At 32.5% G+C, this 12634-nt stretch carries 13 protein-coding genes; all 13 read left to right on the top strand.

The window, feature by feature from the left end; translation table 11 throughout:
• Positions 1 to 30 precede the first annotated feature (30 nt).
• The 13 genes from ABMY20_RS04570 (at position 31) to ABMY20_RS04510 (ending at position 12633) form a co-directional block, all read left to right on the top strand.
• Complete coding sequence (locus ABMY20_RS04570) at positions 31 to 252, top strand: hypothetical protein (RefSeq protein ID WP_047787956.1); 222 nt, start codon at positions 31 to 33, stop codon at positions 250 to 252.
• A gap of 12 nt (positions 253 to 264) precedes the next feature.
• Positions 265 to 936 (top strand): tRNA (guanosine(46)-N7)-methyltransferase TrmB, encoded by a 672-nt coding sequence (gene trmB, locus ABMY20_RS04565; RefSeq protein WP_125343839.1) that lies wholly within the window; start codon positions 265 to 267, stop codon positions 934 to 936.
• 200 nt (positions 937 to 1136) lie between these two features.
• Entirely contained in the window at positions 1137 to 1460 is a 324-nt protein-coding gene (locus ABMY20_RS04560) for an MGMT family protein (RefSeq protein ID WP_073182287.1), read from the top strand.
• The gene (locus tag ABMY20_RS04555) at positions 1457 to 2002 is read left to right on the top strand and encodes a DUF4269 domain-containing protein (RefSeq protein ID WP_073182286.1); all 546 of its coding nucleotides are present in this window, start codon (positions 1457 to 1459) and stop codon (positions 2000 to 2002) included. The genes ABMY20_RS04560 and ABMY20_RS04555 overlap by 4 nt, the downstream gene beginning before the upstream one ends.
• 175 nt (positions 2003 to 2177) lie before the next feature.
• Positions 2178 to 3308: an Mrp/NBP35 family ATP-binding protein gene (locus ABMY20_RS04550; RefSeq protein ID WP_047787952.1), complete on the top strand. Its 1131-nt coding sequence runs from the start codon at positions 2178 to 2180 to the stop codon at positions 3306 to 3308.
• Between the two features lie 6 nt (positions 3309 to 3314).
• Positions 3315 to 3551: a NifU family protein gene (locus ABMY20_RS04545; protein WP_047787951.1), complete on the top strand. Its 237-nt coding sequence runs from the start codon at positions 3315 to 3317 to the stop codon at positions 3549 to 3551.
• A gap of 182 nt (positions 3552 to 3733) precedes the next feature.
• Positions 3734 to 4789 (top strand): NAD(P)/FAD-dependent oxidoreductase, encoded by a 1056-nt coding sequence (locus tag ABMY20_RS04540; RefSeq protein WP_047787950.1) that lies wholly within the window; start codon positions 3734 to 3736, stop codon positions 4787 to 4789.
• Between the two features lie 2 nt (positions 4790 to 4791).
• Entirely contained in the window at positions 4792 to 5688 is an 897-nt protein-coding gene (locus tag ABMY20_RS04535; protein WP_349264746.1) for a sterol desaturase family protein, read from the top strand.
• 6 nt (positions 5689 to 5694) lie between these two features.
• Complete coding sequence (locus ABMY20_RS04530) at positions 5695 to 6027, top strand: 2Fe-2S iron-sulfur cluster-binding protein (protein ID WP_073182284.1); 333 nt, start codon at positions 5695 to 5697, stop codon at positions 6025 to 6027.
• 168 nt (positions 6028 to 6195) lie between these two features.
• Positions 6196 to 7704, top strand: coding sequence for an aspartate aminotransferase family protein (locus ABMY20_RS04525; RefSeq protein ID WP_047787947.1), 1509 nt, complete (start codon positions 6196 to 6198; stop codon positions 7702 to 7704).
• Positions 7705 to 7709: 5 nt separating this feature from the next.
• Positions 7710 to 9032, top strand: a complete 1323-nt coding sequence (locus tag ABMY20_RS04520; RefSeq protein WP_349264745.1) for a lysine N(6)-hydroxylase/L-ornithine N(5)-oxygenase family protein — start codon at positions 7710 to 7712, stop codon at positions 9030 to 9032.
• Positions 9019 to 10212: an MFS transporter gene (locus ABMY20_RS04515; RefSeq protein ID WP_253055646.1), complete on the top strand. Its 1194-nt coding sequence runs from the start codon at positions 9019 to 9021 to the stop codon at positions 10210 to 10212. The genes ABMY20_RS04520 and ABMY20_RS04515 overlap by 14 nt, the downstream gene beginning before the upstream one ends.
• A 3-nt stretch (positions 10213 to 10215) precedes the next feature.
• Positions 10216 to 12633 carry a GNAT family N-acetyltransferase gene (locus ABMY20_RS04510; protein ID WP_073182282.1) on the top strand — a complete coding sequence of 806 codons (2418 nt, stop codon included), beginning with the start codon at positions 10216 to 10218 and terminating at the stop codon, positions 12631 to 12633.
• Position 12634 lies beyond the last annotated feature (1 nt).

The raw sequence follows: 12634 nt of genomic DNA, 5'->3' as shown, positions 1-12634 counted from the left end.
TATTTTTGCAGCTGTAAAGATACTTAAGATATGATAGCAGGCAATATTTTTAGATGGATTGGTAGTTTATTTACCGACTTTTTATTTGCACCATTCAATTGGTTACGCTTAACGTTAGCTAAATCAGATGCAGGTTGGTGGACTTCAAACGCTGTAAACTGGTTCTTTTTATTAGTGTTATTAGTGTTATTTGCATATTGGATGAAAGAAGCTGCTCGTTTTAAAAGAGAAGGAACAGAAGATAGAGCCTAATTTCTACACACTTTGGGAAGCAAAAATAAATTAAAACGTTTCAAAGAAAATGAAACGTTTGCTAACGTTATTCAACCAACACGCGAAGAAGTAATTAACGATTTTTCTTATAAAGGAAAATGGAATACTTTTTTTAAAAACGACAATCCAATAGTTTTAGAGCTAGGTTGTGGTAAAGGTGAGTACACGATTGCTTTAGCAGAAAAAAATCCTGATAAAAACTTTATTGGAATTGATATTAAAGGCGCACGATTTTGGCGTGGAGCTAAAACAGCACTAGAAAATAACATGGAAAATGTAGCTTTTATTAGAACACAAATAGAGTTAGTAGATTATATTTTTGCTGAAAATGAAGTTTCTGAAATTTGGATTACTTTCCCAGATCCTCAAATAAAATATAAGCGTACTAAACATCGTATGACGAATTCTGAGTTTTTAAAGAAATACCATGGTATTTTAAATTCAGAAGGAACAGTTAATCTAAAAACTGATAGTGAATTCATGCATGGTTACACTTTAGGTTTATTGCATGGAGAAGGTCACGAAATTTTGCACGCTAATCACGATGTGTATAAAAATGTGTACAGTCCAGAAGAGGTAACCGGTACGCAAACATTCTACGAAAAACAATATTTAGAAATCGGAAAACCGATTACTTATATAAAATTTAAACTTAATTACTAATCCTGCTTTTTGCAGGATTTTTTGCCTCGGACGTTTCCTTTTGGGTCGTGCTTTCCGAGTTACATGGTAGCTTGCTGTAACCGCTAACGTATTGATTTTTTGATAAATGTCCGTTCGAGTGATTTTCAAGATTGAAATGAGTGAAAATTGTATCGAGAACCATATTCGTATATTTTTTAAAAGAATCCTATCTTTACCACATGGCAGATAAAAATTTCTTCGAAAAAGTGTACGAAGTAGCACGTTTAATACCACATGGAAGAGTTACAAGTTATGGAGCCATAGCTACCTATTTAGGAGCAGCTCGTTCAGCAAGAATGGTTGGCTGGGCAATGAATAACTCTTCAGAAAAAGAAGTACCAGCGCATCGAGTAGTTAATAGAAAAGGATTATTAACAGGAAAACATCATTTTGACGGAACAAATCTTATGCAACAATTGTTAGAAAGTGAAGGAATAGAGGTGGTTGAGAATCAAATTCAAGATTTTGAAAAGGTATTTTGGAATCCAAGTGAAGAATTGTGATAAACTTCAGAGATATAACATACTTAAAAGAAGGAACTGTCCGTCAAAAAGAAGCTCATAAAGTATTATTAGAGCTGAATATTTTTGAACTATTAAAACACTTCAATCCTATTTTAGTGGGCACTATACCCATAAATATTGATGTAGACTCAAGTGATTTAGATATTATTTGTCAAAGTGATAATCATGAAGAGTTTGTAAAAGTTGTGAGCGAAAACTATGGAGAGTTTTCAAGGTTTGAAATAAAGACGATACCATCATACAAAAACTTAAAAACAACAATCATTACACTTGAGTATAAAACCTTTCCAATAGAGATTTTTGTGCAGAATAAACAGCCAGAAAAGCAAGACTCATATCTACATATGCTTATCGAATATCAAGTATTGTTAAAAGAAGGAAAAGAATTCAGGTCTAAAATTATAGCTCTAAAACAACAAGGATTTAAAACTGAACCAGCGTTTGCGCAACTTTTAGGTCTAGAGGGTAATCCGTATGAAGTGTTATTAACATACGGGTTTGAGAAAGGTTATATTTCTTGATTTTTTCTAAAAAAATCAAGTTTAAAATCATCTATAAAACCAACTTATCAACCTATAAATATTACCAATCTAAAGACTTTATTTTCTGAGGGCTAAAACGTATCTTTGCAGTTAAGATTAAATAAAAATAAGCAACAAGCTTGTCGCTTGCTGTTTAAAGCATATAGCATAAAACATGAGTTTTAAAAAACAAGATATATACAAAGCGTTAGAAACCATAACGGCACCAGGAGAAGGTAAAAGTTTAGTAGAAAACGAAAATATAACAAATGTAGTTACATTTGGAGATGAGGTTATTGTAGATGTTACTATTTCAAATCCATCATTACAAGCAAAAAAGAAGGTAGAAGTTGAGATAATGAAAGCAATTCACCAACACGTTGATCAAAAAATCGATGTAAAAGTGAATGTGAAGGTGGAAGTTCAACAAAAAGAAAATCCAAATCAAATTAGAGGGAAAGAAATTCCCAATATTCAAAATATCATAGCTATAGCTTCAGGTAAAGGTGGAGTAGGAAAATCTACCATTACCTCAAACATGGCAGTTTCATTAGCAAAAATGGGCTTTAAAGTAGGAGTGTTAGATGCCGATGTTTATGGACCATCACAGCACTTAATGTTTGATGTAGAAAGAGAAAAACCATTAGCGGTAAACGTAAATGGGCGTTCAAAAATGAAGCCGATTGAAAGTTATGGAGTAAAACTATTATCATTAGGTTTCTTTACAGATCCAAGTCAGGCAGTGATTTGGCGTGGACCAATGGCTTCAAAAGCGTTAAATCAATTAATTTTTGATGCAGATTGGGGAGAGTTAGATTTCTTATTAATAGATTTACCTCCAGGAACAGGAGATGTACATTTATCAATAGTGCAAGCAGTACCAATTAACGGTGCGGTCGTGGTAAGTACACCTCAAAACATTGCCTTAGCAGATGCTAAAAAAGGAGTGGCAATGTTTAAACAAGAAAGTATTAACGTACCAGTATTAGGTATCGTTGAAAATATGGCGTATTTTACACCAGCAGAACTTCCTAACAATAAATATTATATTTTTGGAGAAGGAGGTGCTAAAAATTTAGCAGAAGATATTGAAACTAGTTTCTTAGGAGAAATACCATTAGTACAAAGCATACGAGAAGCAGGTGATGTTGGACACCCAGTAGCGTTACAAGAAAATACACCACTAGCAGAAGCTTTTACAGAGGTAACTAAAGAAATGGTTTCGCAACTATTAAAAAGAAATGCAAACTTACCACCAACAGAAGTAGTACGAATTACTACTATGAGTGGTTGTAGCTCAAAATAAGCAGTTATGGCAACAGAAGACATAAGAAATAACGTAGAAAAAGCGTTGGAAGAAATCCGCCCTTTTTTAGTAAGTGATGGAGGTAATATAAAATTATTATCTATAGAAAACAGTACAGTAAAAGTACAATTAGAAGGAGCTTGTAGTGGATGTTCTGTTAATCAAATGACTCTGAAAAATGGAGTAGAGGCAACAATAAAAAAATACGCACCAGAAATTAAAGAGGTAATTAATGTTGAATAACCTGATTTATATCAGGTTTTGATTAACAAAAGTATCATATTTTTGAGTTTTAAGCGTTTCCTTTACTTATTTTTTTATACAATAAGTAACACTTAAACAGGCCTTTCAATTATTAACACATACAATTCCTGCCTTATTTTTAAGGTGGGAATCTCAATATAAAAAGAAAATTTTGTTACAAAATGATAAATACAGATATACTTATTATTGGAGCAGGGCCTACTGGGCTTTTTACTGTTTTTGAAGCAGGGTTGTTAAAATTACGTTGCCATTTAATTGATGCCTTACCGCAACCAGGAGGGCAATGTTCAGAAATTTATCCCAAAAAGCCAATTTACGATATTCCAGCATATCCAGAAATTTTAGCAGGTGATTTAACCGATAAATTAATGGAACAAATTAAACAATTTGAACCAGGTTTTACACTAGGTGAACGTGCTGATACTATTGAAAAGCAAGAAGACGGAACGTTTATTGTAACTACTAATAAAGGAACAAAGCACCAAGCACCCGTAGTAGCAATTGCAGGAGGCTTAGGAAGCTTTGAACCACGTAAACCACCGATTCCTAATATTACAGATTTTGAAGACAAAGGAGTAGAATACATGATTAAAGAACCAGAAATTTATCGTGACAAAAACGTGGTAATTGCTGGAGGAGGAGACTCTGCTTTAGATTGGTCTATCTTCTTAACAGATGTGGCAAAATCTGTAACGTTAATTCACAGAAGAAATGAATTCCGTGGAGCTTTAGACTCTGTTGATAAAGTACAAGAGTTAAAAAATGAAGGTAAACTAATGTTAATTACACCAGCAGAAGTTAAAGGTATTGTAGGAGAAGAAAAGGTAGAAGGCGTAGTAGTAGAGCAAAAAGATCAAGAACCATTTACATTACCTTGTGAACACTTTATTCCGTTATTTGGATTGTCTCCAAAATTAGGCCCTATTGCAAATTGGGGATTAGAAATTGAGAAGAATGCCATAAAAGTAAATAATGCATTAGACTATCAAACAAATGTAGAAGGAATTTATGCAATTGGAGATGTAAATACATATCCAGGAAAGTTAAAATTAATTCTATGCGGATTCCATGAAGCAACCTTAATGTGCCAGAGTGCTTACAAACGTATTCATCCAGATAAAAAATATGTGATGAAGTATACGACGGTAGGTGGTGTTGATGGATTTGATGGTACTAGAAAAGAAGCTCCAAAAGCAGTAGTTAAAGCGATTAATTAAGCATGACATTAACTGAATATATACAGCAGTTATCAGAAGATAAATTATTGTACTTCGCCTTACCTGTATTTTTCATTTGCATGTTGGTAGAATACCGAATAGCAAAAGAAAAATACCATGGTAAAGACACTGGAGTATCAATGCTAATGATGGTATTTTCTGCTATTGTTGAGTTTATTCCGAAAATTTTAGCCTTCATAGCGTTTTTCTATTTGTATGAGATGAGTCCGTTAAAAGGTATAGTTCAACGTCAATGGTGGGCATGGATTTTATTGTTATTGGCTGATGATTTTGCTTATTACTGGTTTCACCGATTAAATCACGAAGTACGTTTGTTTTGGGCAGGTCATGTACCACATCATTCATCGGTGCATATGAATTTAGGAACAGCATTGCGTCAAGGAGTCGGTGAACGTATCCATAAATTTTTCTTTTGGATGTGGATTCCTTTATTAGGATTTGATCCATTAATGATGTTTACTATGATGGGAATCAGTTTAATTTATCAGTTTTTTGTGCATACAGAATTGGTAGATAAACTTCCGAAGCCTATTGAATTAATTTTCAATACACCATCACATCATAGAGTACATCACGCATCTAATATTCGTTATTTAGATTGTAATCATGCAGGAATTTTAATTATTTGGGATCGTATCTTTGGTACTTTCTCTGAAGAATTAAAAGAAATTGATAAACCAGTATATGGATTAACCGTAAATATTGAAACGTTTAATCCAGTAAAAGTGGCTACTCATGAATATGCTGCAATTTGGAAGGATGTTAAAAGAGCTGATAAATGGAGTGATAAGCTAAATTATATCTTTAACTCACCCGGTTGGACACATGATGGAGAAGATAAAAGAGCAAAAACACTTCGAAAAAAAATGAACCTGTAAAATAAAATGGAACAAGATATTACTATAAAAATTACTGATCGTGACGGGGTAACGCATGAGATACAAGCACCCACAGATATGGCAATGAATTTGATGGAAGTGGTTCGTTCGTACGAATTAGCTCCTGAAGGAACTATTGGAATTTGTGGTGGAATGGCAATGTGTGCTTCTTGTCAATGCTATGTAAAATCAGATCATGAATTGCCAGAAATGGGAGATGATGAAGAAGCAATGTTAGCAGAGGCTTTTTATGTAGAAGATAATAGCCGATTAGGGTGTCAAATACAAATGACCCCAGATTTAGATGGTTTAGAAGTTGAGTTAGCTCCAGAGAGTTAAGAACAAAAGAATAAAATTTTTAAAGCGCAGTATTTAGTGTACACTAAATACTGCGCTTTCTTTTTATAAAATATACCACTTACGTCATTTTAAATTCCATTTGCGTCATTTAATTTGTTTGGTCTAAATATATTTTTGCTTCAAATTATTAAGACTAAATAAAAATAAATGATTCTAAAAACTCCCCCTTCATTAAAAGAATTGTCATTAAATAGTTATTTGTTTAGTGATGAGTCTGTAAAGTTATATGAAGAATACATTCAAAAAACATTTTCTTATATAGAGCGGTTTTTATCTAACAGAACTTTTTATAAAGGAGATGAGCTTGCAGAAATTCTAAAAAACAAAGAACAAGCTAAGCTAATAAATATTGAGGAAACACAAGCGATAGATAGTGTTTTAGAAGAGCTAAACAATTTATATATAAAAAATGCTATTGCTTTTCACAATCCAACTTATGTAGCACACCTAAATTGTCCAATTACACTCCCTTCTATTGTAGCAGAAATGATTGCAACTACAATTAATACAGCCGTTGAAACATGGGATCAGAGTACTTCGGCAACTTTTATAGAAGAAGAAGTAATTCAATGGACTTCAAAAGTATTTAATATGTCTGATAATTCAGATGGAGTATTCACAAGTGGAGGAACACAGTCTAACTTTATGGCAATGTTAATGGCCAGAGACGATTATGCTTTCAAACATTTTGGCATAAACATTAAGCAACATGGGTGGAGTAATGAAATAAGTAAGTTTAGAATTTTTTGTTCTGAAAAAGCCCACTTTAGTATTCAAAAGAGTGCAGCTCTTTTAGGTATGGGATATGATGCTGTTATTCCAGTAAGAGTAGATGAAAGAATGCAAATGGATACTAACGAGTTAGTCTTGGCTATAGAAAAAACAAAACAAGAAGATAATATTCCAATTGCAATAGTAGCTACATTAGGAACTACCGATTACGGTAGTTTTGATTCAATTAAAATCATAGGGAAAATTGCTAAAGAAAATCAAATGTGGCTACATGCAGATGGAGCATATGGAGGAGCCTATGCACTAACGAACACGCATAAAGAATATTTTAATGGTATTGAAATGGTTAATTCAATAACGGTTGATTTTCATAAAACTCTGTTTCAACCAGTAAGTTGTAGTGCTTTTTTGGTAAATAATAAACAATATTTTAAGTACGTATCATATTATGCAGATTATTTAAACCCTATTGAAGAGAAAGATTCTCAAAGACCAAATCTTATAGAAAAATCTATTCAAACGACACGTCGTTTCGATGCCTTAAAAGTTTGGTTAACTTTAAAAACTCTAGGAACAAAAACAATTGCTAACTACTTAGAAGAAGTACATTACCTAGCTAAAAATGTATACTTAGAAATTAAAGATAAAGACTGTTTTGAAACTGTACATGAACCAGAATTAAGCACACTAGTATTTAGGTATAAAGCACAAGGTATTAAAGAGAACAGGATTCATGATGCTATAAATTTATATATAAAGAACACTTTATACAAAGCAGGAAAAGCATCCATAGCAAGTACCAAATTAAATGGTAACATATACCTAAAATTTACGCTACTAAACCCTAAAAATACAATTAACAATCTCCTATACATTATAGAAATGATTCAAACTACAGGAGAACAATACAAAATAACAAACTAGAAAAAATGAAGAATAATACAGTTGATTTTATAGCCATAGGTGTAGGACCTTTTAACTTAGGTTTAGCTTGCTTATCAGAACCAATTGAAGATTTAAATGGAGTGTTTCTTGATAAAAAAGAAAAATTTGATTGGCATCCAGGAATGTTATTAGAAGATACAACTTTACAAGTTCCTTTCATGGCAGATCTAGTAACTCTTGCTGATCCTACAAATCCTTTTAGTTTTTTAAATTATATTAAAGAACAGGGCAGAATATATTCTTTTTACATACGAGAAAATTTCTTGTTACTTAGAAACGAATACAATCATTATTGTCAGTGGGTAATTAGTAAACTTTCTAATATATATTTTAATACAGAAGTAACGAATATAGACTACGATCAAAAAGACGGCATTTATGTAGTTACTAGTGTTTGCACAAAAACACAAGAAATTAAAATTTATAAAGCAAAAAAACTGGTTCTAGGAACAGGAACACAACCTTACACTCCTGCTTGTTGTAAAAAGTTAAAAGATATTGCTGTTCATTCATCACAATACTTACCTAACAAAGAACAACTACAAAATAAAAAAAGGATAACAGTATTGGGAAGCGGACAAAGTGCTGCTGAAATATTTTTTGATTTATTACAAGAAATAGATACTAAAGAGTATGAGTTGAATTGGATTACCCGCTCACCACGTTTCTTTCCTTTAGAGTATGCTAAGCTAACATTAGAAATGACTTCTCCAGAGTATGTAGATTACTTTTACAACTTACCAGCATCCAAAAGAGATGCACTCATTAAAAATCAAAAGCATTTATACAAAGGGATAAATCAAGATTTAATAGGAGCTATTCACGATACATTATACGCAAAAAGAGTCCTATCAAAAGAACCATTAAAAATTTCATTACGTACTAACTCTGAATTGAAAACTACCAAGGTATCAGATGAAGGCATTAAACTAGAACTTCACCAAGTAGAACAAGACAAATATTTTGAACATGAAACAGATGGACTTGTCCTTGCTACAGGATATGAATATAAATTACCAGAGTTTATTGAAGGAATTTCAAATAGAATTCTATGGGATGTTAAAAATCGATTTGATGTACAGCGTAACTATTCAATTGATGAAAATCATAATGAAATTTTTGTTCAAAATGTAGAATTATATACACATGGATTTGTTACACCAGATTTAGGGATGGCTGCTTACAGAAATTCTTATATAATCAAAGAAATAACAGGAGTAGAGCATTATCCTATTGAGCAAAAGATAGCATTTCAGCAGTTTGAGGTTACACAAGAGGAAGAAATAGAGCTCAATGTCTTTGCATAAAGGTATGAAGTTAAAAACATTTTTAATAGTAATGACGTTGGTTGCAGTAGTAAGTGATTATTTACTGCATCCATTTTATCCACAATTTTTTGAGCTTCGTTTTGGAATGACAAACCCTAAAAATGTAGGATATTACTTTGCAGCCATCTGTTTTATGGTAATGATTGCATTTCCATTTTGGGCATATATTTCTAAAAAAATATCAGAATTAAATATTCTAGTGTACACCCAAGCAGTTGCAGGCGTATTAGCATTGTATTGTTACTACACTACATCGTACATTAATTTTTGGGTAGTATCTCTTATCATGGTACTATTTAAAGGAAGTTATTTACTGGTATATCCGTACATTTTAAAAATCATTACAAAAGAAGAACATCCAAGTACAATCGGATTGCTTTCAGTAGTGGTACATTTAGGAGGTATTTTAGGAGCTGTGCTGGGAGGTATAACGGTAGATTATATAAACCCAAGTAGCATTTTTTTAATAATGGCAGCAGGAGATTTTATTCAAATGGCTATGAGTGGTTATTTATTAAAAAGTAAAAAGTATGCTACCGATTTAATCATTTCAGAAGAATCTACCGCTACTGATAAAAAGATAATTCCGAAAGGATTTATCTTGAAATTAGGACTAATTACGTTGATATTATACTTCAGCGACTTTTTAATTAGGCCTTTCTTTTCATCATATTGGGAAAGTTTTTCAACGTACAAAAGCAAATTGGTTTCAGGCACTATATACGCTATCCCGGGCTTTGTAGCCTTAGTAGCCTTGTGGATTAATAATAAGCGAAAATCAAAAGGGCATGAAGGAATTATAAATGCCTTGTTTATAGGGCTAATTGGACTTATGCTACAAGGAATACCCAATGAATTAGTAGTTGTTTTAGGGCGAATTATTTATGGCTGGGCAATTTTTCAAGGAGTTGTGAAATTCGACATTTTATTATTTGAATTAAGCACGCCAGAATCATACTCGGTTGATTATAGTAAAATACATTTCTTCCAAAACTTAGGTGTATTACTAGCTTCTTTAAATGTAGGAGTTATAGTCGATAGTTTCGATTTACGAATGCCTTTTATCATTGCATTAGGCGGATTTACACTCACATTGGTCTTGTACTTTATTGTATTTAAATCGGTAAGAAAAGTACATAAACAACTAGCTAAAACCTAAATTATGATAACAACTGATGCCATAGTTTTTTCAAAAGAGTATAAAGGTTTAGGAACAATAACCATTCGTCCTTTTCAAATAAAAAAAGACAGTGTTTTTTTACAGCAATGGGTAACTCAAGAATATGCTTTTTTTTGGGGGATGCAAAACGCAACAGTAAAAGAAGTTGAAGAAGAATATACTCAACTTATAGCCCCAGAACATTACGATGTTTTTGTAGGAATGTTTAATGGTGAACCGGCATTTATAGTAGAACGTTACAACCCGCAATTAGATATTATTAATGGTTTTTATAAAGCTAAAATATCCGATTGTGGTGTACATATTATTGTAGCACCGCCAAAAATCACTAAAACACCAAACTTTACGTGGTTTATGTTTCGAGCAATTATGGATTTTGTTTTTACAAACCCAACTATTAACAGAATAGTAGTAGAGCCAGATATTCGAAACAAAAAAATGTTTGCGCTGTGTCAACGCATAGGTTTTCAACTGGGAAAGGTGATAGAACTTCCTAACAAAACAGCACAATTAGCATTTTTAACCAAGACCAATTACCAACAAAAAATCCAATCCTTTTCACCATTTAAAAGAAGTGCCATGAATACCTTAGATAATGTGGTTTCTCCACAACAATCAACACAACATATACAACCAAAAGTGTGGCAAAAAGCCAACTTATTACTAGTGAAAAAAGCATTGTGTGAGTTTTCGCATGAACTATTAATACAACCAGTAATAATTCAAGAAGTAGATAACGGATATAAACTGTATAAAGTTTATGCAGATGACACAGAAATTCAATATGAGTTTAAAGCAAAACCAATGGCTTTGAATCATTTGATGATTGATGAAAACTCCATAAGAAAATATATAAAAGAAGTTGAAGAAGAAATTGATGCAATTACATTTATAAAAGAATTTAGAAAAGCGTTAGGAATTGCTGATGAAAAAATGCCTGTGTATTTAGAAGAAGTTATAAGTACACTATACGGAAGTGCATTTAAAATTACCAAAGGAAACCCTACTGTAGAAGAATTAGCAACGGCCGATTTTCAAACGATAGAACAATCTATGACCGAAGGGCATCCAGGGTTTGTAGCAAATAATGGTAGAATAGGGTTTGACAGCAGCGATTATCGTTCTTATGCACCAGAAGCGGGAAATTCTTTTTCGTTATTATGGTTGGCAGGACATAGGTTAAAAGCAGTTTTTTCAGCGATAGAAGCATTGCCTTATGAAAGCCTAATACATCAGGAATTAGATGTTGATACCATAGCACAATTCAACAAAATAATTGAAGAAAAAGGCTTCAGTCCAAAAGACTACTTGTTTATACCTGTTCATCCATGGCAATGGTTTAACAAACTAGCTACAATTTTTGCTTCAGAAGTAGCCAAAGGAGATTTAATTTGCTTAGGATACGGACCAGATCAATACTTAGCACAACAATCAATTAGAACGTTATTCAATATAAGCAATCCGCAGAAATTTTACACCAAATCGGCATTATCTATTTTAAACATGGGCTTTATGAGAGGATTGCCTTTATACTACTTAGGAACAGCTCCAAAAATGGCAGTTTGGTTAGAAAACCTATTATATAACGATGCTTATATAAAGACAAATGGATTTAGAATGTTAAGTGAAATAGGTTCGGTTAGCTATGTGAATCCATATTTTGAAGAGTTTGGACCACATAACGATTACAATAAAATGCTAGCTTCATTATGGAGAGAAAGTCCGTATTCCGTGGTTAAAGAAAACCAAAAACCACTAACGATGGCAGCATTATTACATGTAGATTATTACGGAAAAGCATTGTTGCTGGAAATGATTAAAGACTCAGGTATTTCAATAGATAATTGGTTACGTAGCTATTTAAAAGCGTACTTAAGCCCAATGTTACACTGTTTTTACTATTACGATTTAGTGTTTATGCCACATGGGGAAAACATTATTTTGGTATTAGAAAATAACATTCCTGTATATGCTTTACTAAAGGATATTACGGAAGAAGCATGTATTTTAAATCCTGAAGTTGAGCTACCAGAAGAGTTAAAAAGAATGTATGCGCCAGTACCAGAAGATGTCAAATTACTATCCATTTTTACAGATATGTTTGATGGGTTCTTTCGCTTTTTAGCTCCAATTTTAGAAAAACATGCGAATTATGGAGAGCATCGTTTTTGGGAACTCGTAGCAGAAAATATTCATGAATATCAAGAGCAGTTTCCTGAACTGTCAGGCAAGTTTAAACAGTATGATTTGTTTGCTGAAGATTTTAAACTTTCGTGTTTAAATAGGTTGCAATTAAATAATCATAAACAAATGATTGATTTAGATGACCCTGTTGCCCTACTCCAATTTGCAGGAAAGTTAAAAAACCCAATAGCGGTATTTAAAAACCAAGAAGTATAAT

The organism is Tenacibaculum sp. SSH1-16, assembly GCF_040104435.1.
Classification (GTDB): Bacteria; Bacteroidota; Bacteroidia; order Flavobacteriales; family Flavobacteriaceae; genus Polaribacter; species Polaribacter mesophilus.
This window is presented reverse-complemented; position numbering and strand designations above follow the sequence as displayed.

Bases quoted from the DNA above. Each gene is read 5' to 3' on its own strand.
- ABMY20_RS04570 (WP_047787956.1), top strand. From the start codon at position 31: ATGATAGCAGGCAATATTTTTAGATGGATTGGTAGTTTATTTACCGAC.
- ABMY20_RS04560 (WP_073182287.1), top strand. From the start codon at position 1,137: ATGGCAGATAAAAATTTCTTCGAAAAAGTGTACGAAGTAGCACGTTTA.
- ABMY20_RS04550 (WP_047787952.1), top strand. From the start codon at position 2,178: ATGAGTTTTAAAAAACAAGATATATACAAAGCGTTAGAAACCATAACG.
- ABMY20_RS04545 (WP_047787951.1), top strand. From the start codon at position 3,315: ATGGCAACAGAAGACATAAGAAATAACGTAGAAAAAGCGTTGGAAGAA.
- ABMY20_RS04540 (WP_047787950.1), top strand. From the start codon at position 3,734: ATGATAAATACAGATATACTTATTATTGGAGCAGGGCCTACTGGGCTT.
- ABMY20_RS04535 (WP_349264746.1), top strand. From the start codon at position 4,792: ATGACATTAACTGAATATATACAGCAGTTATCAGAAGATAAATTATTG.
- ABMY20_RS04530 (WP_073182284.1), top strand. From the start codon at position 5,695: ATGGAACAAGATATTACTATAAAAATTACTGATCGTGACGGGGTAACG.
- ABMY20_RS04525 (WP_047787947.1), top strand. From the start codon at position 6,196: ATGATTCTAAAAACTCCCCCTTCATTAAAAGAATTGTCATTAAATAGT.
- ABMY20_RS04520 (WP_349264745.1), top strand. From the start codon at position 7,710: ATGAAGAATAATACAGTTGATTTTATAGCCATAGGTGTAGGACCTTTT.
- ABMY20_RS04515 (WP_253055646.1), top strand. From the start codon at position 9,019: ATGTCTTTGCATAAAGGTATGAAGTTAAAAACATTTTTAATAGTAATG.
- ABMY20_RS04510 (WP_073182282.1), top strand. From the start codon at position 10,216: ATGATAACAACTGATGCCATAGTTTTTTCAAAAGAGTATAAAGGTTTA.